This is a genomic window from Pandoraea capi (assembly GCF_902459735.1).
Lineage (GTDB): Bacteria > Pseudomonadota > Gammaproteobacteria > Burkholderiales > Burkholderiaceae > Pandoraea > Pandoraea capi.
Map to the genome: position 1 here is coordinate 83,721 of NZ_CABPRV010000005.1, position 23,331 is coordinate 107,051.

At 63.3% G+C, this 23,331-nt stretch carries 21 protein-coding genes and 1 pseudogene; 13 read left to right on the plus strand and 9 right to left on the minus strand.

Annotated features, from left to right (window positions below; genetic code table 11):
- The first annotated feature begins 7 nt into the window (after nucleotides 1-7).
- Nucleotides 8-886, plus strand: coding sequence for a hypothetical protein (locus tag PCA20602_RS12240; RefSeq protein ID WP_150721472.1), 879 nt, complete (start codon nucleotides 8-10; stop codon nucleotides 884-886).
- A 62-nt stretch (nucleotides 887-948) separates the two neighbouring features.
- On the opposite strand, the gene lysS is transcribed toward PCA20602_RS12240, so the two are convergent.
- The 4 genes from lysS to PCA20602_RS12260 all read right to left on the minus strand — a co-directional run bounded on the left by lysS (nucleotide 949) and on the right by PCA20602_RS12260 (nucleotide 4,421).
- Nucleotides 949-2,493, minus strand: a complete 1,545-nt coding sequence (lysS, locus tag PCA20602_RS12245; protein ID WP_150721473.1) for a lysine--tRNA ligase — start codon at nucleotides 2,491-2,493, stop codon at nucleotides 949-951.
- A 16-nt stretch (nucleotides 2,494-2,509) separates the two neighbouring features.
- The gene (locus tag PCA20602_RS12250) at nucleotides 2,510-2,989 is read right to left on the minus strand and encodes an Ivy family c-type lysozyme inhibitor (protein ID WP_069341682.1); all 480 of its coding nucleotides are present in this window, start codon (nucleotides 2,987-2,989) and stop codon (nucleotides 2,510-2,512) included.
- Nucleotides 2,990-2,992: 3 nt separating this feature from the next.
- Nucleotides 2,993-4,097, minus strand: a protein-coding gene (gene prfB / locus PCA20602_RS12255; RefSeq protein ID WP_174981037.1) for a peptide chain release factor 2 whose coding sequence is annotated in 2 segments (ribosomal slippage) — nucleotides 2,993-4,024 and nucleotides 4,026-4,097 — 1,104 coding nt in all. Because the reading frame shifts where the segments join, the coding sequence is not laid out codon by codon here.
- 102 nt (nucleotides 4,098-4,199) lie between these two features.
- On the minus strand, nucleotides 4,200-4,421 hold the full coding sequence (locus PCA20602_RS12260) for a hypothetical protein (RefSeq protein WP_150721475.1): 222 nt from the start codon (nucleotides 4,419-4,421) through the stop codon (nucleotides 4,200-4,202).
- Nucleotides 4,422-4,694: 273 nt separating this feature from the next.
- Between PCA20602_RS12260 and PCA20602_RS12265 the strand changes: the two genes are divergently transcribed.
- On the plus strand, nucleotides 4,695-5,591 hold the full coding sequence (locus tag PCA20602_RS12265) for a LysR family transcriptional regulator (RefSeq protein WP_150721476.1): 897 nt from the start codon (nucleotides 4,695-4,697) through the stop codon (nucleotides 5,589-5,591).
- Between the two features lie 156 nt (nucleotides 5,592-5,747).
- Here PCA20602_RS12265 and recJ read toward each other — a convergent pair whose 3' ends face one another.
- Both recJ and PCA20602_RS12275 read right to left on the minus strand, forming a co-directional pair.
- Nucleotides 5,748-7,445: a single-stranded-DNA-specific exonuclease RecJ gene (gene recJ, locus PCA20602_RS12270; protein ID WP_150721477.1), complete on the minus strand. Its 1,698-nt coding sequence runs from the start codon at nucleotides 7,443-7,445 to the stop codon at nucleotides 5,748-5,750.
- Nucleotides 7,442-8,521, minus strand: a complete 1,080-nt coding sequence (locus PCA20602_RS12275; RefSeq protein WP_150721478.1) for a regulator — start codon at nucleotides 8,519-8,521, stop codon at nucleotides 7,442-7,444. The genes recJ and PCA20602_RS12275 overlap by 4 nt, the downstream gene beginning before the upstream one ends.
- A gap of 182 nt (nucleotides 8,522-8,703) precedes the next feature.
- Between PCA20602_RS12275 and PCA20602_RS12280 the strand changes: the two genes are divergently transcribed.
- From PCA20602_RS12280 to ftsB, 11 genes and pseudogenes are all read left to right on the plus strand, one after another.
- On the plus strand, nucleotides 8,704-9,957 hold the full coding sequence (locus PCA20602_RS12280) for a lipoprotein-releasing ABC transporter permease subunit (RefSeq protein WP_069341677.1): 1,254 nt from the start codon (nucleotides 8,704-8,706) through the stop codon (nucleotides 9,955-9,957).
- Nucleotides 9,950-10,675 carry a lipoprotein-releasing ABC transporter ATP-binding protein LolD gene (lolD, locus tag PCA20602_RS12285; RefSeq protein WP_150721479.1) on the plus strand — a complete coding sequence of 242 codons (726 nt, stop codon included), beginning with the start codon at nucleotides 9,950-9,952 and terminating at the stop codon, nucleotides 10,673-10,675. Before PCA20602_RS12280 ends, lolD begins: the two co-directional genes overlap by 8 nt.
- 194 nt (nucleotides 10,676-10,869) lie before the next feature.
- Nucleotides 10,870-11,727: a TatD family hydrolase gene (locus PCA20602_RS12290; protein WP_150721480.1), complete on the plus strand. Its 858-nt coding sequence runs from the start codon at nucleotides 10,870-10,872 to the stop codon at nucleotides 11,725-11,727.
- Nucleotides 11,728-11,921: 194 nt separating this feature from the next.
- Nucleotides 11,922-12,323: pseudogene (locus PCA20602_RS26010) on the plus strand (DUF4131 domain-containing protein); the annotation flags it as partial.
- Between the two features lie 351 nt (nucleotides 12,324-12,674).
- Complete coding sequence (locus PCA20602_RS12295) at nucleotides 12,675-14,702, plus strand: ComEC/Rec2 family competence protein (RefSeq protein WP_246182155.1); 2,028 nt, start codon at nucleotides 12,675-12,677, stop codon at nucleotides 14,700-14,702.
- Nucleotides 14,703-14,881: 179 nt separating this feature from the next.
- The gene (locus PCA20602_RS12300) at nucleotides 14,882-15,712 is read left to right on the plus strand and encodes an alpha/beta fold hydrolase (RefSeq protein WP_150721482.1); all 831 of its coding nucleotides are present in this window, start codon (nucleotides 14,882-14,884) and stop codon (nucleotides 15,710-15,712) included.
- 176 nt (nucleotides 15,713-15,888) lie between these two features.
- The gene (pyrG, locus tag PCA20602_RS12305; protein WP_069341672.1) at nucleotides 15,889-17,547 is read left to right on the plus strand and encodes a CTP synthase; all 1,659 of its coding nucleotides are present in this window, start codon (nucleotides 15,889-15,891) and stop codon (nucleotides 17,545-17,547) included.
- Nucleotides 17,548-17,579: 32 nt separating this feature from the next.
- Entirely contained in the window at nucleotides 17,580-18,434 is an 855-nt protein-coding gene (gene kdsA / locus PCA20602_RS12310; RefSeq protein ID WP_150721483.1) for a 3-deoxy-8-phosphooctulonate synthase, read from the plus strand.
- A gap of 153 nt (nucleotides 18,435-18,587) precedes the next feature.
- Nucleotides 18,588-18,782 (plus strand): hypothetical protein, encoded by a 195-nt coding sequence (locus PCA20602_RS12315; RefSeq protein ID WP_069341670.1) that lies wholly within the window; start codon nucleotides 18,588-18,590, stop codon nucleotides 18,780-18,782.
- A 66-nt stretch (nucleotides 18,783-18,848) separates the two neighbouring features.
- Nucleotides 18,849-20,132, plus strand: coding sequence for a phosphopyruvate hydratase (gene eno, locus PCA20602_RS12320; protein ID WP_150721484.1), 1,284 nt, complete (start codon nucleotides 18,849-18,851; stop codon nucleotides 20,130-20,132).
- Nucleotides 20,133-20,208: 76 nt separating this feature from the next.
- Nucleotides 20,209-20,634, plus strand: coding sequence for a cell division protein FtsB (gene ftsB / locus PCA20602_RS26195; protein ID WP_150721485.1), 426 nt, complete (start codon nucleotides 20,209-20,211; stop codon nucleotides 20,632-20,634).
- Between the two features lie 248 nt (nucleotides 20,635-20,882).
- On the opposite strand, the gene PCA20602_RS12330 is transcribed toward ftsB, so the two are convergent.
- The 3 genes from PCA20602_RS12330 to PCA20602_RS12340 all read right to left on the minus strand — a co-directional run bounded on the left by PCA20602_RS12330 (nucleotide 20,883) and on the right by PCA20602_RS12340 (nucleotide 23,299).
- Nucleotides 20,883-21,278, minus strand: coding sequence for a hypothetical protein (locus PCA20602_RS12330; RefSeq protein ID WP_150721486.1), 396 nt, complete (start codon nucleotides 21,276-21,278; stop codon nucleotides 20,883-20,885).
- 276 nt (nucleotides 21,279-21,554) lie between these two features.
- Nucleotides 21,555-22,490 carry an Hsp33 family molecular chaperone HslO gene (gene hslO, locus PCA20602_RS12335; protein WP_150721487.1) on the minus strand — a complete coding sequence of 312 codons (936 nt, stop codon included), beginning with the start codon at nucleotides 22,488-22,490 and terminating at the stop codon, nucleotides 21,555-21,557.
- A gap of 284 nt (nucleotides 22,491-22,774) precedes the next feature.
- Entirely contained in the window at nucleotides 22,775-23,299 is a 525-nt protein-coding gene (locus tag PCA20602_RS12340; protein ID WP_150721488.1) for a gamma carbonic anhydrase family protein, read from the minus strand.
- Nucleotides 23,300-23,331 lie beyond the last annotated feature (32 nt).

The window sequence follows — 23,331 nt, forward strand, 5'->3', positions numbered from 1 at the left end:
AACGATCATGCATCTGCATTCCGAGCCGGACCGCGTGGGCTTTCTCAACGAAAATCGGGTCAGTGCCGTATGGATGGAGATGCTCGGTGCTACCCGTACTGAGGATGGATGTCCGGCCACCGTACGTCCCGGGGAGGTGGCCACCGATATCGCGGATCGCATGGCGTGTCTTGGTGTCGGTGCCGGTGGGTCTCGGCGCGCCGAGGCGCAGGTGCCGTCCACCCCGCAGGAGGTCAGCGATGTCAGTAATGTCGGCGAGATTCGTGACCTCAGCCTTCCCGTGGATACGAGTGAGTTCGCCACGGTGGAGGCGTTATCACTCCCATCGATCTACCTTCGCGAGCCGGGATTCGAGCCGGGCACGATGGCGGCGCTCGAATATGACCTCGGTTGGCGTGCGCTCGCCCCATCGTGGCGTTCGGTGATGCCGTCGGTCGATGAAAGCGTCTGGTCGTCCGATCCGAATACGGCCTTATTCTGCGCAGTTGGACGCGCGGTTCTACCGCATCTTGCGACGCACGAATCGGGGCAGCTCATGGACGAGATCTGCGTGCGAATCGTGTCGTTTCACATGCACGCGGGTGGCCTGGTGGACTGTCTGGCCAACGTCACCCAATCCGTGGCGCGCCTGTCGGCTGATGGACAGCCGACATCGGTCGCCGCCATCGAGATTGCCGATTTCATGCGTGAGTGCGCAGGAATCGACTGGCGAGATTCGATCGTTGGACGGGAAGGGGAGGACGCGCTGACGCGTCGCCGGGAGGCATGTTCGGAAACCACGACGCCGGTGCCGACATCCACCTTACCGGCGACGTCCCCGGACGATCGCGAATTGCCCGATGAGGAGGATACGTCGCTGCGTCGTGAGCGTTCGACGTCCCTATGAAAAAAGCCGCAGCCCCCGACAAGGGCTGCGGCTTCATCTTGCGTTGGTTGCGTGCCGACCGATCAGTCTTCGCGGCGCAGGTGCGGGAAGAGCAGCACGTCGCGAATGTTGGGGCTGTCGGTGAGCAGCATGATCAGACGATCGATGCCGATGCCGCAACCGCCTGTCGGGGGCATGCCGTATTCGAGCGCGCGAATGTAGTCGGCGTCGTAATACATGGCTTCTTCATCGCCCGCATCCTTCTGATCGACTTGCGCACGGAAACGTGCGGCCTGGTCTTCCGGATCGTTCAGCTCCGAGAAGCCGTTGGCGATCTCGCGGCCCGTGATGAACAACTCGAAACGCTCGGTGATGCCCGGCAGCGTGTCCGACGCGCGTGCCAGCGGCGAGACCTCTACCGGGTAGTCGACGATGAACGTCGGTTCCCAGAGCTGGCTCTCCGCCGTTTCTTCGAACAGCGCCAGTTGCAGCGCGCCGAGACCGGCGTTCTTGAACTGCGGTGCATCGGTCTTCACGCCGTACTTGGCGAGCGCGCCGCGCACGAAGTCGATATCCGCGAGTTGCGCTTCGGTGTACTCCGGCGCGTACTTCAGGATGGCTTCGACGATCGTCAGGCGATGGAACGGCTTGGCCAGATCCAGTTCGCGACCCTGATATTCGATGGTTGCCGTGCCGCGTGCGTCGACGGCCGCGCGACGGATCAGGGCTTCCGTGAAGTCCATCAGCCAACGGTAGTCCGTGTAGGCTGCGTAGAACTCCATCATCGTGAACTCCGGATTGTGGCGCGGCGACACGCCTTCATTACGGAAGTTACGGTTGATTTCGAACACGCGCTCGAAGCCGCCGACGATCAGACGCTTCAGATAGAGCTCGGGGGCGATACGCAGATACATCTGCATGTCGAGCGCATTGTGGTGCGTGATGAACGGCTTGGCTGCCGCGCCGCCCGGAATCGGGTGCAGCATCGGCGTCTCGACTTCCATGAAGTCGGCGTTCGTCATGTACTGGCGGATCGAGGCGATGGCCTTCGCACGTGCGCGGAACGTGTTGCGGGTTTCCGGCGACGTGATGAGATCGACGTAGCGCTGACGATACTTCGTTTCCTGATCGGCCAGACCGTGGAACTTGTCCGGCAGCGGGCGCAGCGCCTTGGCGAGCAGACGCAGTTCCTTCACCTTGACCGACAGTTCGCCGGTGCGCGTGCGGAACAGCGTGCCGGTTGCGGCGATGATGTCACCGATGTCCCAACCCTTGAACGCCGTCATCGAATCGGCGCCCACGTCGTCGCGACCGATGAAGAACTGAATCTGACCGCTGCCATCCTGCACGGTGGCGAAAGCGGCCTTGCCCATCACGCGCTTGAGCATCATGCGACCGGCCACCGACACGGCGACGGGTTCGGCTTCAAGCGTTTCGTTGTCGACGTCCTGATAGCGTGCCTGAAGATCGCCGGCGTGCTGTTCGGGGCGGAAGTCGTTCGGGAATGCCACGCCGCCCGCGCGAATCGCCGTCAACTTCTCGCGACGCTCGGCGATGAGCTTGTTGTCGTCCTGCGGCAGGTCGTTGGCCTGATTGGCCGAATCGGCCGGGATGTTTTGATCGGTCATGATGCGAACGATGAAGTTATTCGGTAAAACGCAGCGTGTGGAGCAGGGCATTCTTGAGCGAGCCGTCGGGCGCACCCAGCCAGATCAGTTCCGTGCGGTCCTGATGCGGGCTGGCATTGGCCGCTGCACTGGGGTCTCGCACAAACAACGCCGCGATGGCCTGCGAGCGCGGCTCATACAGGATATGGACGTACTCGCTCGGGCAATCGTGCGGCTTGCAACTCTGCACCAGCAGCCAGGGCTTGCCTGCGACGCTCACGCGTTGCGATGGCGTCGAGGTGCCACCCTGACGCACCCATGCGGGTACATTGCGCGGTGCAACGATGCGTGCGTAAGCGCCCGAAAAATCCGGGCGCTTGAGCAGTTCATGCAGGTACGGTCCCGTCTCGGGACTTGCACCCGGTGCACCCGGCGAACTGGCCGGGGCAGCAACGGCGGCGCGCTGCAAGCACAGCGCACTCACCACCCACACGGCTAGCGTGCGGACAAACGCCATTCCTTACACTCCCTGCTTGAGACTCGCGGAGATGAAGTCGTCCAGATCGCCATCGAGCACCTTGCCGGTGTTGCCGGTTTCGACGCTGGTGCGCAGGTCCTTGACGCGCGACTGGTCGAGCACGTACGAGCGAATCTGGTGACCCCAGCCCACATCCGTCTTGCTAGATTCAAGCTTGTCCTGCTCGGCACGACGCTTGCGCATCTCGTGTTCGAACAGACGCGAGCGCAGCATGTCCCACGCTTCGGCGCGGTTACGGTGCTGGGAGCGGTCGTTCTGGCAGGCCACGACGATGCCCGTCGGGATGTGCGTCAGACGCACGGCGGAGTCGGTCTTGTTGATGTGCTGACCGCCCGCACCCGAGGCGCGATAGGTATCGGTACGCACGTCGGCCGGATTGATTTCGATATCGATCGAATCATCGACTTCCGGGTACACGAACAAGCTGGCGAACGACGTGTGACGGCCACCCGACGAATCGAACGGCGACTTGCGCACGAGACGGTGCACACCGGTTTCGGTACGCAGATAACCGTAGGCGTAGTCGCCCGTGACCTTGAGCGAGGCGCTCTTGATGCCGGCGACGTCGCCGTCCGACACTTCGAGGACTTCGGCCTTGAAGCCTTTGCGCTCGCAATAACGCAGGTACTGGCGCAGCAACATGCCGGCCCAGTCGTTGGCCTCGGTGCCGCCGGCGCCGGCCTGAATGTCGATGAAGCAGTTGTTCGGGTCGGCCGGGTTGTTGAACATCCGGCGGAACTCCATGTCACCCACGCGGGCTTCGAGCCCCTTCGTGTCGCCTTCAAGCGCCACGAGCGAGTCTTCGTCACCTTCCTCGCGAGCCATGTCGAACAGCTCCTGCGTGTCGGAGAGGCCGGCGTCGAGTTCGGTCAGATTGGTGACCACGCTGTCGAGCGCCTTCTTCTCCTTGCCCAGTGCCTGAGCACGCTTGGAGTCGTTCCAGATGTTGGGATCTTCGAGTTCTTTGTTGACTTCCGTCAGGCGAGCTTGCTTGACATCGAAGTCAAAGATACCCCCTGAGCTCGCCCACGCGAGTGCGAAGGTCGGCGAGCAGGGATTCGAGGGCGTTGAGGCGTTCGGCTTCCATGAGCTATGACAGTTGCGAATTCGGGAAAACCGCAATTATAGCGCAGCGAAGCCCCTGTTTCCCTGACTTTTCGGGGGCTTTTGACGACTTTCGGACAGTGGCTTAACGCGACGTCTGACGCAGACCGAACGCATCGCGCGCATAGCCGACATCCGCGAGAGACGTATCGTCGAACGATGCGAGCGCTTCGGCTTGCAGCGTTTGCTCATAGTGCATGCGCCACTGATCAATGGCACGGAAGAACAGGCCGAGCGGCGTGACCGGCGCAGCAACGACCGGGGCGGAAGCGTTGAGGTTGGCAGCGGCGGACAGAGGGCGGTACATGGTGTGACTTCCTTCACAAGGTGCGACACGAGGGCCGGAGGCGGAATGCCTGGGTGGGCATCGCATTAGGGATAACCCGAATCTTATGCCTTTCGCGTGCACTAAAAAAGTGAATTGTTAAGGTGATTTTGTTCACTATTATTGAAGTGATGGCGGCCGACGCGTAACATTTCACGATTGGCCGCCGGTCTTGTTGCGGCAGACCGAAAGCACGATGTCGCCTTGGCGTCGTCGTGCGGCCTTGTCGTCACGCGATTTGCCCTGGAGCCCGTCATGGACTTTCTGCAACTTCAGACTTTTAAAGCCATCGTCGATGAGGGCAGCGTGCTGGGCGCGGCCGAGGCGCTGCACTGTGTGCAATCGAACGTGACGGCGCGCATCCGGTCCCTGGAGCACACGGTAGGCGTGAAGCTTTTCCACCGGCAGGGGCGACGTCTGCAACTCACGCCGAGCGGGCGTACGCTGCTTGGTTACGCGGACCGGATTCTCGCGCTATCGCGCGAAGCGAGCGCGGCACTCAATCCTGCGAACGAACCGTCGGGGGATTTCTCTCTGGGCGCCATCGAATCGTCGGCCACGTCGCGCTTGCCTGCGGTGCTGGCAAGGTTCCACGCGGCCTATCCGAAAGTGCGTCTGAATCTGGTGACGGATACATCGTTGAACCTGCTCGACGAAATCCAGCACGGACGCGTCGATGCCGCGCTGATCGCAGGCACCGCATGTCTCGAAGCACAGGCGCAAATGTCGGTCGTCGCGGACGAGATCTACCGCGAACCGATCGTGCTGGTCGCCCCGGCACGAGCGGGACGCGTGCACGAGGCTTCCGATCTGGCCGGCGCTACGCTGCTCATGTGGCCGCCGGGCTGCCCGTATCGCGGCACGATGGAGCAGTGGCTGGCGTCGAACGCGGTCACGCCGGGGCGCGTCTTGAGTTACGGAAGCTACGCGACCATCGTCGCTTGCGTGGGTGCCGGCGTGGGCTATTCCCTCGTGCCTCGCGGCATCTATCTGCGGTACCGACAGGAGGCGAACATCGTGGGGCACGCGATGGAGGATCTGGCAGCGGTCCCCAACTTCTTCGTTCGGCACCGCGGCGTGGATGTGCACCCTGCGCGAGAAGCGTTTCTGCGGGTGATGCGTGAGTATGTTGCCGAGGCGCAACCCGCGTAGACGGGATGTGCGGCGCCGTGAATGCCATGCCGGGACGAGGCGTAACCCGGCTGAGATATCGAGGGCTTAATCGGCTTAATCGGCTTAATCGGTGGACTCGGCGGACTCAGCGGACTTAGCGGACGAACGCAGATCACGTCCGTCCGCTGTACTTCGTCAGCCTTGTGCGTGTTCGATGATCATCTGCACGCGAGATACGCCGTTAAAGGTGTCCGCAGCGAGGCGATACGCGAATTGCGCGCGGCTGGGCAACGTATCGGCATGATTGAACCAGATGGCATTGAAGCGCATGCGACCGCGCCCGAGTTGCAGCTTCAGGTGTTTGTCTTTCAGGATGGCTTGCGAAAGCACTTCGAATTCGCCTGAAAACACCGGGGGCGGGAAACCTTGCCCCCACACTTGAGCGTCGAGCAGCGCGACGAACGGCGGCACGAAGCAATCGTCGCCGATGTCGCCATCGGTTTCGATCACGCGTGAGAGCGCTTTCTCGTCGAGCCATTCCTGCCCGACGGCTTCGAACGCGGCCTGAAAGCGCGGCAGCGCGTCGGCCGCGATCGTCAGGCCAGCGGCCATGGCGTGGCCGCCGAACTTGCCGATCAGGCCGGGTTCGCGTTTGGTCACCAGATCGAGGGCGTCGCGCAGGTGAAAGCCGGGGATCGAGCGGCCGGAGCCTTTGATCTGGCCGTCGTCGCCCGGCGCGAACACGATGGTCGGGCGGTAAAACTTCTCTTTCAGCCGAGCGGCCACGATCCCGATCACGCCCTGATGCCACGTTTCATTGAACGCGCACAGCGTGGTTGCCGCACGTGGGTCGAAGCGAGCCAGGTCCGCCAGCGCCTCCTGCTGCATGCCCGCTTCGATTTCGCGCCGTTCGCGGTTCATCGCGTCGAGTTCCTGCGCGAGTGTCCAGGCGCGGGCATCGTCATCCGTGAGCAGACATTCGATGCCAAGCGACATGTCGGCGAGACGCCCTGCTGCATTCAGGCGTGGGCCGAGCCCGAAACCCAGATCGAAACTGGCGGCCTGACGCGCATTGCGGGCGGCCGCACGGAAGAGGGCGTTGATGCCGGGGTGCATGCGTCCGGCGCGCATACGCGAAAGACCTTGCGCCACCAGAATGCGGTTGTTGGCATCGAGTTTGACAACGTCCGCTACGGTCCCCAGTGCGACGAGATCAAGCAGCGTGTCGAGACGCGGTTGCTCGCGGGTCTCGAACGCGCCACGGCTACGCAACTCGGCGCGCAACGCCAGCAGAACGTAGAACATCACGCCGACGCCGGCCAGATTCTTGCTCGGAAACTCGCACCCCGGCTGGTTCGGGTTGACGATGCAGCGCGCGTTAGGAAGTTCGCTGCCGGGCAAGTGATGGTCGGTGACGACGACTTCGATGCCGAGCATTTGCGCAGCGGCCACGCCGTCAAGGCTGGCAATACCGTTGTCGACCGTAATCAGAACGTCCGGTGGCCCTTGCTTGCCTCGGGCCGCCAGGGTGACGATTTCGGGCGTGAGTCCGTAGCCATACTCGAAGCGATTGGGCACCAGATACTCGACCTTCGCGCCGAACATGCGCAGGCCGCGTACGGCCACGGCGCAGGCTGTCGCGCCGTCGCAATCGTAGTCGGCCACGACGAGCATGCGCTTGCCGGCGTCGATGGCGTCCGCAAGAAAGACGGCCGCGTCTTGCGCTCCCTTCAGTTGCGTAGGCGGGATCAGGCGGGCGAGGGCGGTTTCCGTTTCGCTGCTCTCGCTCACGCCGCGAGACGCGAACAGGCGGGCAAGCACGGGATGCACCCCGTTGCTGGACAGCGCGTTGGCCGTCGCATCGTCGACATGACGGGTGACGATGTCGGTCATGCCACTTCCTCGCCGAGTCGGGCCAGCGTTGCCATTCGGGCAGGAAGTGCCTGACGTCGCCAGAATTTGCGCAGATCGCCGCCGCGTGCACGAATCGTCACGCTGTGGCTGTCGCCGCACAGCGTGAGCGCAACTTCACGCGCTTGCGAGCCGGTGACACGAGCTAAGGCGGGCGCGAGCCACGTACGGTCGATTTCGACGAGGGCGTCTCGCCAGCGCGCCCAGTCTTCCATCAGGAAATGCGGGGTCAGCGTGTCGAGCTGCACCAGTGTGCGACCGTCGGCAGCGTCGATTCCCGCAGATGTCGGATGCAACGCAATCTGCATATGGTTTGCCAGCCCGCAAGTCGCGGGCGCGTCTGCCAGCACGGTCACGCACGGGCGATTCATGCGGGGCGCGGCAATGCGTTGACCGCCGCCATAGAGCCAGAGGGCGTTGACCGGCGGCAGGCGGCGCGCTTCGCGAGATTGATTGGCCGGGTGGTCGTACCACGCCATCTGGACTTCGTTTTGCCACTTGCGCCAGGTCAGTTCGGCCTTGCCTTGCGGCAACCAGATGTCGACGTTACGGCCGGCGGCACGTGCCGGCGAGGCGGTGAGCAGGTCGCCGAGCGCCGGCGCGCTCAGGTACCACCGATCGGGGCGTGGTGCGATCAAGTCGGCGCCTTCTTCGGCGAACAGGGCGTGAGCTGTCGCGAAAAGGGCGGCAGAATCCTCTGAACTCAGTTCGAGTTCGGCCGGATCGGTCAGCACGAGATGATCGGTGGCAATGTGGATGTGCGCGGGTTGTGCGCAGTACCAGAACCGGGTGTCGAGCGAGCCCGAGTCCGCCAGCAGCATGAAAGGCGCCAGCGGGGCGCGCGCGGGGCCGCCGGGCAGCCCGAAGGCGTCGGCGAGCCAGCGCTCATGCGGCAGGGTAGGGACGAAAGGGTCTTCCGGCACGTCCTGCGCCGACTGAACGCCACGCGCGAGCAACTTTTCGAGCGCGGGCAACTCCAATTCGGCCAGCAGTGCGGGCAAATGGGCCGACGCGGGGAGCGCGAACGGCAAGAGAAAGTGCAGGGCAGGTGTATCCATGTCGAGGCGAATTGTATGGCAAACTTCGCGCTGGCAGTTGGGTGACCCTGACGTCAGGTACGGAACGTGCCGTCCAGCATACCGGGCAGGGGCCGGATGCGGGGCTTGAGCAACCGATCAGCGCCGGTGAAAGCCGGCGTCGGCGCGTTCCGATCGATCCTTATCAAGAATCAGGAATCCGTTTGAAATTCCCATACGAATGGCAGATCGGCTGGCGCTATACGCGCACCGGCAAGCGATCATCCGGCAACGGTTTCATTTCCTTCATTTCCTTCATCTCCATGGCCGGCATTGCGCTGGGCGTGGCGGCGCTCATCGTGGTGCTCTCGGTGATGAACGGCTTCCAGAAGGAAGTTCGGGACCGCATGCTTTCCGTGCTGGCGCACATCGAGGTCTTCGCGGTCGACGGTAATTTGCCGGACTGGCAGCGCACGGCCGCCGAGGCGTTGCAGAACAAGAACGTCATTGCTGCCGCGCCTTACGTCGGTGAACAGGCCATGCTCACGCGCGAGGACAACGTGCGCGGTGTCGTGCTGCGCGGCATCGTCCCGAGCGAGGAGGCCAAGGTTTCCGATCTCGGCAAACAGATCACCGACGGTACGCTCTCCAACCTCACCCCCGGCAGCTTCGGCATCGTGCTTGGGCGCGAACTGGCACGTGCGCTTGGGGTGAGCATCGGCGACAAGATCACGCTGGTGGCGCCGCAGGGGACCATCACGCCGGCGGGGGTATTGCCGCGCGTGAAGCAGTTCACCGTGGTGGCCATCTTCACCGCCGGGCACTATGAGTACGACAGTTCGCTCGCGTTGATCGACCTGCATGACGCGGAGACGCTGTTCCGTCTGGATGGACCGACGGGCGTGCGTCTGAAAATTCAGGATATGGAGCAGGCGCCGCTCGTCGCGCGTGAGCTGGCCAAGACGCTGTCCGGCAATATGTGGGTGCGTGACTGGACGCAGCAGAACAAGAACTGGTTCGTGGCCGTGCAGACCGAAAAGCGCATGATGTTCATCATCCTGACGCTGATCATTGCGGTTGCGGCATTCAATCTGGTGTCGTCGCTCGTGATGACGGTGACTGACAAGTATGCGGACATCGCCATCTTGCGTACGTTGGGCGCGCAACCCGGCTCGATCATGAAGATATTCATCGTGCAGGGCGTGACCATCGGCTTTGCTGGCGCGTTGCTCGGTGTGGGGCTGGGTTGCCTGATCTCGGTGAACATCGGCACCATCGTGCCGTTCATCGAGCGTTTGCTGGGGATTCACTTCCTGCCGCAAGACATCTATTTCATTTCCGAATTGCCCTCGGATCTGCAATCGTCGGACGTGATTCGCATCGGGGTGATCTCGTTCATCCTGTCGGCACTGGCGACGATCTATCCGAGCTGGCGTGCCTCGCGCGTCAAACCGGCGGAGGCCTTGCGCTATGAGTAACGCGAATCAATCGATGGCGCCTGTGCCGAATCTGGCCTACGACGGCCCTGTGCTGCGCGCACGCGATCTGCACAAGACCTTTCGTCAAGGTCAGTTGCATGTGACCGTACTCAACGGTGCGAGTCTGGATGTGGCGCCGGGTGAGAAGGTCGCCATCGTGGGGGCGTCGGGGTCGGGCAAGAGCACCTTGCTGCATGTACTCGGCGGGCTCGACGATCCGTCGCGCGGCGAAGTGTCGTTGCTTGGCAAGCCGTTTTCGTCGCTGCGTGAGCGCGACAAGACCGCGCAACGCAACCAGTCGCTGGGTTTCGTCTATCAGTTCCATCATCTGCTTGCCGAGTTCTCGGCGCTCGATAACGTGGCGATGCCGTTGCGTATTCGTCGGCTGCCGACCGAGCAGGCGCGGGTGGCGGCGCAGACGATGCTCGAACGTGTGGGCCTTGGCTCGCGCATGAAACATCGCCCGTCGGAGCTTTCCGGGGGCGAGCGTCAACGCGTGGCAATGGCGCGTGCGCTGGTAACGCAGCCGGCGTGCGTGTTGGCCGACGAACCGACCGGCAACCTCGACGGGCATACCGCAGAGACGGTATTTGAACTCATGCTGGAACTGTCGGAGACGCTCAGGACCAGCTTTGTGATCGTCACGCACGATATTGATCTGGCACGTCGTTGCGACCGCGCTTTGCGGTTGCGCGAAGGGGTGCTGGAACTGGCCTGATCGTCGTTATGCGCTATCGCTGTCGATGATGCGACGCCGGGGAGTTCCCCGGCGTTTTTTCATTTCAGGCGCGGTTGATCGGTTTTTTCGGCAACGTCCTAGACCCGGATGCGGTGTTGTCCGATGGTCATGACGGGCGCGGCGTGCGAGCCTTGTCATCGACCCGTAGAATTGACGCTCAAGGACATTTGACCATGTGGATCGATACCCATTGCCATCTCGATGCGGCGGAATTTGACGCCGACCGCCCGACCGTAATTGCCGACACCGTTGCCGCTGGCGTGACGGGCCTTGTGGTGCCTGCCGTCGAATGCGCGACATTCGATGCCGCGCGTGCGTCGGCCCGTGCGATACCCGGCGGCGCTTACGCGCTCGGCATCCATCCGCTTTATACGCCCCGGGCACGGGATGAGGACATTGCGACGTTGCGTCGCGCAGTGGCGCGTGCGATGGGCGATCCACGATTTGTCGGGATTGGCGAGATTGGTCTGGATTTCTTCGTCACGACGCTCGATCCGGACCGTCAGCAATTCTTCTACGTCGAGCAACTGAAGATCGCCCGGGACTTTGATTTACCGGTCATCCTCCATGTACGCCGGTCGCAGGATGCCTTGTTGAAGCAGTTGCGCATCTTCACGCCGCGAGGCGGTATCGCGCATGCGTTCAACGGTAGTCGTCAGCAGGCGGACATGTTCGTGGCGCGCGGATTCTGTCTCGGGTTCGGCGGGCAAATGACGTTTGATCGGGCATTGCAGATTCGCCGGCTGGCCGTGGAAATGCCGCTGTCGTCTCTCGTGCTGGAAACGGACGCTCCCGATATCGCGCCGGAATGGCGCTACAAGCAGCGCAATAGTCCCGTCGAGCTGCCACGTATCGCGCAAGTGTTGGCGCAGGTGCGTGGCGTGTCTGCCGACGCGTTGTCTCAAGCGACTTGTGCCAACGCCTGGCGGGTGTTGCCGCGTCTTGCCGGCGCAATGGCGATGACGCCCGGTGATGACGCTGGCGCCAAACTTTCCCTGATTTCCGAAGACCCCTCCGGGCATTCGCGCTGACGCTTCGGCGTCGCGCGGATGTGCAGACATGACGCGGTGACGTCATGAGAGTTGTGCTGCTTGCCTGGGTTGTCGGCATCTGGTGGTTACAGCAGGCACCGGAATTGCCCGCAGGCCGGGGGTATGGATGGGCGGTGGGTATCGCCAGCGGCGTCTTCGTCGTGGCGGCGCTATGGGTGCTGAGGGGCGCCTGTATGGCATCGGCGCGGAGGACTTGCGGCGAAGACGCGGGCCGGACGCGGAGTGGAGCCGAGGGGCGCGCGTCGGGGTGGGCGGTGGACAACGGCGTGCGGCGAGTGCATCGCGTAACGTTGCTGAACGGCAGATGGGAGAGGCGTGCAGCGATAGCAGGGCTCGCTGTTTGTACCGGTGTCGGCGGGTATGCATGGGCGGCGTATCGAGCGGACGCACGACTTAGTGATCGTTTGCCCCCGGCGCTGGAAGGCCGGGACGTGACGGTGACTGGTGTCGTCGCCGGGCTGCCGACGTCCACCGGCGACGGCGTGCGATTCGTATTCCACGTTGAGGCCGCGTTCATCCCGGGCGCGAGCGACAAGAGCGTCCACGTGCCAAAGTCCGTCGAGCTGGTATGGCCGCAGAATGCACCATTCGCGGGAAAGTTCGGGCGACAGGGGCGTCGGCGGTCTGACGCGGCGGGGTCCAGGGAGTCGAATGAGCGCCGCGAAGGAAACGTCGGCGACCCTATTATCGCTACGCGATCGGGCGCGCGGGTCATTGCCTCGGGTTCGGATATGCCGCGGGCTGGGGAGCGCTGGCGCCTGCCAGTCCGCCTCAAAGCGCCACGAGGCGTCGCCAATTGGCACGGCTTCGACGCCGAATTGCTCGCATTTGTGAAAGGGATTCGCGCCTCGGGATATGTGCGCACAGCTCATGGCGGGGCGGCGGCATCGTGGGAGCGACGCCCTCGCAGATTGCAGGCCGGGCCGATGACGGGGTACGGCTTCGCCGCCTGGCGTGAGCGCTTGCGAGACGATTTTCGGGCTGCGCTCGGTGAGTCGGGGCGGTACGGCGGCGTGTTGATGGCCTTGGCCCTCGGCGAGCGGGGCGATATTGCGGACGCGGACTGGCAAGTGTTTGCCGATACCGGCGTGAGCCATTTGCTGGCGATCTCCGGCTTGCACGTATCACTGGTCACCGGGGTCTTCGCCGCGCTTGTGGGCATGCTTTGGCGTCGGGCGTGCTTCCGGCGTTTCAGTCTGCCGCTGTGGTGGCCGGCACCGAAGGCGGCGGCCGTCGCCGGTTTGCTTGTTGCGGTGGCCTACGGGGCTGTGGCGGGATGGGGTGTTCCGGTCCGGCGTGCCGTCGGGATGGTGGGCATCCTCGTTGTCGCGCTGCTCAGCGGGAGGTTCGCTGCCCCGTCCTATGTGCTGGCATGGGCGCTGGCCGTAGTCGTCGCGCTGGATCCCTGGGCGGTCGTCACCCCCGGCCTGTGGCTCTCGTTTGGCGCCGTGGCGGCGCTGGTGATGGCGAGCCGCCATCGCAACACATCGATGGGAGAGGTTGCGCGTTGCGAAGCCGACGAAAATACAGAAGGTGTAGGTGTAGCGCGCCCGGTGCTTGCCGACGGAGCGGGCGATGCCTCGGGGTTGCAACGTAGTCTGCGCCCGTCGTCGAGCGGCGACCGACGTTGGGGCAGCGTGCTAGGGGATCGTCTGGCGCAGGCCACGCGCGCCCAGTATGCCGTCACGATCGGCCTCGTACCGCTGACGTTGGCGTGGTTTGGCGCGGTGCCATTGCTCGGTCCGTTGGCGAACGCTGTCGCCATTCCCGTCATGACGCTGGTCGTGACGCCGCTTGCACTGCTGAGTTTGCTGCTGCCCGTCAGTCTCGCGCATTGGACGTTGGCCGTCGCTCATACGGTCGTCGGCTGGCTTGCGGCGTGGCTCGGCGCGCTTGCGGCGGTGCCGTGGGCCGTATGGCGGGCACCGGTGTCACCGGTTTGGGCGCAAGTCGCCGCGGTTGTCGGCGTGATGCTTTGCCTCATGCCGCTGTCGCCCCAGGTTCGGCAGACGCGCTTTCGATGGCTTCGGCGGTGTGGCGCGCGCATCGCCGGGTTTGCGCTCATGGGGCCGGCAGTGTTCGCTTCGCCGACGCGACCTGCTGAAGGGGAGTTTCGCGTCACGATGCTCGACATCGGTCAGGGCAACGCCGTGGTGGTGGAAACGGCGACACGCACGCTGCTCTTCGATACAGGGCCGCCGATGGGGCGGCGCAGCGATAGCGGTCGGCGTGTGATCGTGCCCTATTTGCGGGCGACAGGCGTCCAGCGACTCGACCGGATGATCGTCAGTCATGCGCACGATGACCACTTTGGCGGCGCGTTGAGCGTGTTGCGCGCATTTCCGGCGACGCAGGTGTTTTCCTCGTTGCCTGCGGGGCACAAGGTGCGTGGGGCGGCACAGGTGCATCGGACCTGTCTGGCCGGACAACATTGGACGTGGGATGGCGTGACGTTCCGGTTTCTGCACCCGGACACGTCTGCATTGCGCGAGGGATGGCGTGGAAAACACGGTAAAGGCGGTTCGCTGGGTGGCCCGAACAGCGTCAGTTGCGTGTTGCGTGTCTCGAGCCGGCGGCACAGCGCGTTACTTGCTGCCGATGCGGAGGCGCCGCAAGAGCGGGCGATGTTACTGCGCGGCGGGGCCGCGCCGGCATCGACAGTGCGCTCGGATATCTTGCTGGCGCCACATCATGGCAGTTCGACGTCGTCGACGCCCGCATTTGTGGCGGCCGTGTCGCCGCGGCACGTGGTGTTTCAAGCGGGATATCGCAACAAGTTCGGTCATCCGAAGGCGCCAGTGATGGAGCGCTACCGTGCGATCGGCGCGCGACTCTGGCAAAGCGTGGCGCATGGTGGGGTCCGTTTTTCCACTGCCCCCGACGGGATCGAGGTGCAAGCCTACCGCGAGCAATATCGGCGCTACTGGCATGCCGCACTTCCGGAAACGTCCTGAAAACGACATGGTGGCTTGGGTGACCCCGTCGAAATGGCGGGCGTGGTCACCGCCCATACCCCCATGATTCGATGGAAACCTCTACCGGTACTCGACGAGCGGTTCGCTAGAATGGTCCGGTGAGTGTCATGCGCCCTGATCACCGGACGTGACGCGAGCGCGCCAGGACAACGAATTCCATGACAAGAGACATCATCCATTTTTCGCACGGCAACGGCTTTCCCGCAGGCGTCTATCGCAAGATGCTCGGTGCGCTGGCCGACGAGTACGACGTGCGAGCCATCGATCGCATCGGCCACGATCCGCGCTATCCTGTCACACCGGGGTGGCGGTATCTGCGTAACGAACTGGTTGATACGCTGGTGCGTCAGTATCACGGTGAGCCCGTCTGGCTCGTCGGACATTCGCTCGGCGGCTTCCTGAGTCTGATGGCGGCGCTCAAGGCACCGCAGTGCGTGCGCGGTGTGGTGATGGTCGATTCGCCTATCGTCACGCCGGGCTGGCGCACGCAGATGCTCCGTCTGGGTATGCTCACCGGCCTTTATGAACGCCTGTCGCCCGCTGGCGTGACGAAGAAGCGTCGTGATCAATGGCCCGACTGGGAAAGCGCCTGGCAGCATTTCGCGAGCAAGCCGGCGTTCGCCAGTTGGGATCCGGACGTGCTGCGTGACTATATCGATTGCGGCACCTTGCCCACTGGGGACGGTGGGGCGCGGCGTCTGGCGTTCGCGCGAGAGATCGAATACCGCATCTATCTGACGCTGCCGCCGTCGCTCGCGGTGCGCGCCCTGCGTGGGGTTCCGGTGCCGGTCGGTTTTCTGGCGGGTACGGAGTCACGCGAACTGCGTCAGGCAGGGATCGGCGCCACGCGCCGTATCGTCGGCACGCATCTGCGGTACGTGCCGGGGACGCACCTTTTCCCGATGGAGCGCCCGCTGGAGACCGCCTCGGCCATTCGTGACATGCTCGCGGAACTGAAAGGCGAACACCGGCGTTCGCTTGCGGCGTGATCGACGTACGGTAGATCGCCCACATCACGCCACAGCACGCGATATCGGGCCGGAGCGCGCCGGTCGTGATGGGGCGCCGCGCACGATGCCTGTCAAGACCAAAATTTGCCGCGCCGGACCTCGAGGGCGGGGCTGCTTTCGGGTATAATCCGGCTTTCCCGCGAGCAATTACTGCGATGACCAAATTCGTTTTTGTCACGGGCGGCGTGGTTTCCTCTCTTGGTAAGGGAATTGCTGCCGCATCTCTGGCCGCGATTCTCGAATCGCGTGGCCTCAAAGTCACCCTCCTCAAGCTTGATCCCTACATCAACGTCGATCCGGGCACAATGAGCCCGTTCCAGCACGGCGAGGTGTTTGTCACCGAGGACGGTGCGGAAACCGACCTGGATCTGGGTCACTACGAGCGCTTCATCAGCGCGAAGATGCGTCGTGCGAACAACTTCACGACGGGCCAGATCTACGAGTCGGTGATCCGCAAGGAGCGCCGTGGCGAGTATCTCGGCAAGACCGTTCAGGTCATTCCGCACATCACCAATGAAATTCAGGCTTTCGTCGAGCGCGGTGCGCGTTCGACGTGGGACGGCCATCCCGACGTCGCCATTGTCGAAATCGGCGGTACCGTCGGTGACATCGAGTCGCTGCCGTTCCTTGAAGCCGCACGTCAGATGAATCTGCGCCTGGGCCGCAACAGCGTGGCCTTCGTGCATCTGACGCTCGTGCCGTACATCGCGACGGCCGGTGAACTCAAGACCAAGCCGACGCAACACAGCGTGCAGAAGCTGCGCGAAATCGGTATCTCGCCGGACGTGCTGCTGTGCCGCGCCGATCGTCAGATCCCGGAAGACGAGTGCGCGAAGATTTCGCTGTTCGCGAATATTCCGCAGGACGCCGTGATCTCGGTGTGGGACGTCGACACGATCTACAAGATTCCGCAAATGCTGCACGACCAGGGCATGGACCGGATCATCTGCGAAGAACTGAAGATCGAAGCCAAGCCGGCCGACCTGTCGATGTGGACGCGTCTGGTGCATGCCGTCGAGAATCCGAAGCACGACGTCACGATCGGTATGGTCGGCAAGTATGTCGATCTGACCGAGTCGTACAAGTCGCTCATCGAAGCGCTGCGTCACGCTGCGATCCACACGGAAACGCGCGTGAACATCGAGTACATCGATTCCGAGCAGATTGAGAAGGACGGCACCGATGCGCTCAAGCATCTGGACGCCATCCTCGTGCCGGGCGGTTTCGGCCGTCGCGGCACCGAAGGCAAGATCAAGGCGATTCGTTACGCCCGCGAAAACCGTGTGCCGTACCTGGGCATCTGCCTCGGTATGCAACTGGCCGTGATCGAATTCGCGCGCGACGTTGCCAATCTGGCCGAAGCGAACAGCACGGAATTCGAGCCGTCGACGCCGCATCCGGTGGTCGCCCTCATCACTGAGTGGCAAGACCGTGACGGCAAGGTCGAACAACGTACGGAAGATTCGGATCTGGGCGGCACGATGCGCCTTGGTTCGCAACGTGTGCCGATCAAGACCGAAACGCTGGCTTCGCGCATTTACGGCGATACGGTGAACGAACGTCACCGCCATCGTTACGAAGTCAACAATCACTACGTGCCGCAGCTCGAAGCCGCTGGTCTGGTGATCTCGGCGCGTACGCCGACCGAGAACCTGCCGGAGATGATGGAGTTGCCGCAGCAGGTGCACCCGTGGTTCGTGGGCGTTCAGTTCCACCCCGAGTTCACCTCGACGCCGCGCGACGGCCATCCGCTCTTCAAGGCATACGTTGAAGCGGCGCTGGCAGGTCAGCAGGCGCGCAAGAAGGCCGCCTGAGACGCGCAGCGAGCGAGAGACAAGGAGTTCCCATGAAACTGTGCGGTTTCGATGTTGGCCTGGACAAGCCGTTTTTCCTGATCGCGGGTACCTGCGTCGTCGAATCGGAGCAAATGACGATCGACGTCGCGGGGCAGCTCAAGGAAATCACGAGCGCGCTCGGCATTCCGTTCATCTACAAGTCGTCGTTCGACAAGGCGAATCGTAGTTCGGGCAAGTCGTATCGCGGCCCCGGCCGTGAGCAGGGTCTGAAGATCCTCGCGGAAGTGCGTCGCCAGCTCGGCGTGCCGGTCCTCACGGACGTGCACACCGAAGAGGACGTGGCGGTTGCCGCGCCCATCGTCGACGTGCTCCAGACGCCGGCTTTCCTGTGCCGTCAGACCGATTTCATTCGTGCCTGCGCCCAGTCGGGCAAGCCGGTGAACATCAAGAAGGGGCAGTTTCTCGCGCCGCACGACATGATCAATGTCATCGACAAGGCCCGCGACGCTGCGCGCGAAGCCGGTCTGCCCGATGACGTGTTCATGGCTTGCGAGCGCGGCGTTTCGTTCGGCTACAACAATCTGGTCTCGGACATGCGCTCGCTGGCGATCATGCGCGAGACCGGTGCGCCGGTCGTGTTCGACGCCACGCACTCCGTGCAGTTGCCCGGCGGGCAGGGCACCAGCTCGGGCGGTCAGCGCGAGTTCGTGCCGGTGCTCTCGCGTGCTGCAGTGGCCGTGGGCGTGTCGGGCCTGTTCATGGAGACGCACCCGGATCCGGCCTGCGCACTCTCGGACGGTCCCAACGCCGTGCCGCTCGGCCGCATGCGCGAGCTGCTCACCACGCTCAAGACCATTGATGCGGCGGTGAAGCAGGGGCAGTTCCTGGAAAATAATTTCAACTGAAATGAGACACACCGTCCTGGGGCCACTATTTGTACGCCCACAGGACGGGTATAGCGGTCAGACGCCTTGGCAGCATGGCGTCGAGTCGTTAAGCTTGTCGCGCAGCGGTCGCGAGCGACCGCCGCAAGGGCGAGTCCCCGAGGAGATGCCCGCGTGCCGCACGCCGAGCGCACCGTCGACATCGATGTCATCCCACAGGCCGCCGTGCCTCATTTCGAGGCGCCGTTGTTCCCCCGTCTACGTACTGTCCAGCCGGTGCGCGCGCACGACGCGCAGCATCGCGATCCACGTCAGGATGCGGCGCGCTGCCGATTCACGTTCAGCGCCCGGCGTGGTAGCGGCAGGTGATCGGCAGGATCGCGGCGCGAAGCAGGTTCCCTTTAGCGTTTTTGTCTTATAGATACCGAGGAATACATGAGTGCAATCGTAGATATCATCGGGCGCGAAGTGCTGGACTCGCGCGGCAATCCGACGGTCGAGTGCGACGTGCTGCTGGAGTCGGGCGTGATGGGCCGCGCGGCAGTGCCGTCGGGCGCGTCGACCGGTTCGCGTGAAGCGATCGAACTGCGTGACGGCGACAAGTCGCGTTACCTCGGCAAGGGTGTGCAAAAGGCTGTCGAGCACATCAATACCGAAATTTCGGAAGCGATCATGGGCCTGGATGCTGCCGAACAGGCCTTCCTGGACAAGACCCTCATCGAACTCGACGGCACCGACAACAAGTCGCGCCTCGGCGCCAACGCCATGCTGGCTGTGTCGATGGCCGTTGCCAAGGCGGCTGCTGAAGAAGCCGGCCTGCCGCTGTATCGCTACTTCGGCGGTTCGGGCGCCATGCAAATGCCGGTGCCGATGATGAACATCGTCAACGGCGGCGCACACGCCAACAACAGCCTGGACATCCAGGAATTCATGGTGATGCCGGTCGGTCAGTCGAGCTTCCGTGAAGCGCTGCGCTGCGGCACCGAAATCTTCCACGCACTCAAGTCGCTGATCGCCGAGAAGGGCTGGAGCACGGCCGTGGGCGACGAAGGCGGTTTCGCGCCGAACTTCGAGTCGAACGAACAGTGCCTCGCGACCATTCAGGAAGCCGTCGAAAAGGCCGGCTACCGCCTGGGCGACGACGTGCTGCTCGCGCTGGACTGCGCGTCGACCGAGTTCTACAAGAACGGCAAGTACGAACTGGCCGGTGAAGGCCTGTCGCTGAGCTCGGAAGAGTTCGCCGACTACCTCGCCAACCTGTGCGACAAGTTCCCGATTGTCTCGATCGAAGACGGCATGTCGGAAGACGACTGGGCCGGCTGGAAAATCCTGACGGACAAGCTGGGCAAGAAGGTGCAACTGGTCGGCGACGACCTGTTCGTCACCAACACTAAGATCCTGAAGCAAGGTATCGAGCAAGGCGTGGCCAACTCGATCCTCATCAAGATCAACCAGATCGGTACCCTGACCGAGACGTTCGCCGCCATCGAAATGGCCAAGCGCGCCGGCTACACGGCCGTGGTCTCGCACCGTTCGGGCGAAACCGAAGACTCGACGATCGCCGATATCGCCGTGGGCACCAACGCCGGTCAGATCAAGACCGGTTCGCTCTCGCGTAGCGACCGTATCGCCAAGTACAACCAGCTGCTTCGTATCGAAGAAGATCTCGGCGATATCGCTTCGTATCCGGGCAAGGAAACGTTCTACAATCTGCGCTAATTCCGTTTCCCCGGGAAGTTGATTTGCGACTCAGGTTGTTGCGGCCCGCTTCCCGGAATTCTTGCCAGGCGAAAGCATGCGAATGGTGACCTTGGTACTGGTGCTGCTCTTGGTAGTCATCCAGTATCCGCTCTGGTTCGGCCACGGTGGCTGGTTGTACGTGCACGAACTGCGCGACGAATTGAGCGCCGAACAGCAGAAGAACGAGCAGTTGAAAGAACGTAACGATCGTCTGGCCGGCGAAGTGCAGGACTTGCAGGACGGCACGGCAGCGATCGAAGAGCGCGCTCGTTTCGAACTGGGGATGGTCAAGGACGGCGAATTGTTCGTGCAATTCGTCGGTGCGGAGGGTGCAAGTGCACCGCAGGGTGCTTCCGGTGCCGATGCGCCGCTAGTGTCCTCGACCGAACCGGCGCACAAGACCGTCGCGTCTGCGCCGCCACCGCCGCCGTCGCAAACGAAGAGCAAGGCGCAGTCGGCTCACAAGGCGCAGCACCACTGATCGTCGTTGACTGTTGTTCGAGACGGTCCGCTATCGCGGGTGATCCGTTGCCGATGTCATGCAGGACAAGAATGGCGTGCCTTCCCAGAGGGCAATCGCCCGCCATTCAGCCAGAACGAAAATGCCGCTTCGATGCGAATCGACGCGGCATTTTTTATGGGGTGCCGGTGGCACAGATGCGGGCATCACAGGTCAGGTGTTTTGCTGTTCCACGCTGGCCACACAACGCAGTTACGTCATGCGATCCATCAGAAGCCGACGCTGACACCCACAGACGAGCGAGGGCCGCCGTACCAGCCAGGGCCATACCATCCCGGGCCGTACCAACCCGGCCCGTACCAGCCGGGGCTTCCCCAGCCGCCATAGAAGTAGGCATTGCTGTTGTAGCTGCGAAGGGCATCTTCGTAGGCGCGTTGCGCACGCTCGCGCTCGATGGCGGTTTCCTGTTCGTCGTAGATGCGCTTGTTCAGGCGCGTGAGATCCTGCTTCTGGGTGTCGGTCATGGCGCCCGGTGCCGTGTTTTGCCCGTCCTGCGATTGCGGCAGGCGTGCGACCGGTGCGTCTGGCGGAGGTAATTGCAACTGGGCGCATCCGGCAGCGAGCGTTAGCGCGAAGAGGCTGAACACGCCTGCCAGCGATCGCATTGGAGGGCCCCACGCGGCGCCGCGACGCCCCGCCGGTGAAGCGTTATCCTGGCTCGGAAGCGCAATCGCCTGGACGGCGTGAGTCGTGGGGGCGGCAGGATTGGCAGCAATTCGGGACATGGTGCGATAACCCGTAAAGCCCGTAGCAGGGCAGCAGTAGCGTCAGGCAGTGGTGGCAGACGCAGCGCCGACGCGCGGCATCTCACCGGATGCCAACTGAGAGTCATCGGCGCGCCGGACGGTTCCGTGCACCGATGATTTCCCAGTGATCCGATATCAATGCTGGCCTGCCGGTGCAGCGTGCGGTTGTTCCGTAAAGAGTTGCGCCGCATCGACCTTGTCGAAGTGATACGTCTGGCGGCAGAACTCGCATGCCACTTCCACGTTCGGACGCTCGTCGAATACGCTCATGACTTCCGCTTCGCCCAACGTGCGCAGCATATTGGTGACGCGTTCACGCGAGCAAGTGCAGCGAAACGCCGTCGGCAGCGGGTCGAAGACGCGCACCGTTTCTTCCCAGAACAGGCGATGCAGCATCGTTTCACGGTCGGTGCTCAGCATTTCGTCGCGCTTGAGCGTGTTGGCCAGTTGGCAAACGCGGTTCCACGTGTCCTCGTCTTCTTCGGGCGCGTGTTCGGCGCCGCTACCCGCCGTGCCGCCGTGGCCCGGCAGCTTTTGCAGCAGGATACCCACGGCGTGGTTGTCGTCCGAGGCCAGCCACAGGCGCGTGTCCAACTGCTCCGAATGGTGCATGTAGTGTTCGAGGACCGACGCCATGTCAGGCAGCGGACCATGCTCGTCCGAGAGCGGCACCACGCCTTGGTACGGCTGCTGCCCCGGCTGCTTGACGCGGGGATCGAGCGTGATGGCGAAGTGTGCACGGCCATTGACGTTGAGAAGCGACTTGAGTGTGCCGTCTTCGGGGATCTCGCCGCTGTACTTGGCCGTGGCGCGCATGGTGAGGTCGGCATTGCATTCGACGACGACCATGCTGACGGGGCCGTCCCCCTTCAATTGCAGGATCAGCGCGCCATCAAACTTGACGTTGGCGGTGAGCAGGGCGGCGGCGGCCATCATTTCGCCCAGCAGATGGCGAACGGCCAGCGGGTAGTCGTGACGATCCAGCACGGCGCGCCAGGTGGCGTCGAGGCTGACGTACTCGCCGCGCACGGGGGCGGCGTCGAACATGAATTTCTGAAGTTGGTCGGACACGGTCGAATTCCTGAAAAATGCGGCAACGGCGGTCGGTGTGGCAGGCGATCCGGCAAGGCGGGAGGGCGCAAGACGTGCGGTGAGTCCGATTTACACGGTTTACGCACGAAAATCAGACAATTCGCTCGTCTTGCACGCATTCCTGCGAGCCCGGCATGGCACACAAGCCGAAGTTTGGCGCGTCAATGCTGCAATATCTGGGGGCGCGCGCCGCATTTTCAACACACCGGCAGCGACGTTCCGCACGCCGGACGACTGGCGTGCAACGCTTGCCGGTCGTGCGTTCAGCCGATGCGCACCAGCTGTTCCTTGAATACCTGCCGGCGCGTTGCATACGTGTCGGCGTTGCGCTTGAGGGTGGCGACTTCTTCGTCCGTCAGTTCGCGCACGACCTTGGCCGGCACGCCGAGGATCAGCGAGCGGTCCGGGAACGTCTTGCGTTCGGTCACCAGCGCACCTGCGCCCACGAGGCTGTCGCGGCCGATGACGGCGCCGTTGAGCAGCACCGCCTGAATGCCGATCAGCGAATTCTCGCCGACCGTGCAGCCGTGCAGCATGGCCTGATGGCCGATGCTCACCCCATTGGCCAGCGTCAGCGGATAACCCGGATCGGCATGCAGCACCGCGCCTTCCTGCACATTGGTGCCCATGCCGATCTTGATCGGCTCGTTGTCGCCGCGAATCGCCACCCCCGGCCATACGCTGCTGTTCTCGGCGAGCACCACCTCGCCAATGATGGTGGCAGTGTCGGCCACGAAAGCACTCTCGTGGATCTGCGGGGTCTTGTCTCCAAGTTTATAGATCGGCATAGCGGCTTTGGTTCGCGGTTAAAATCGACGAA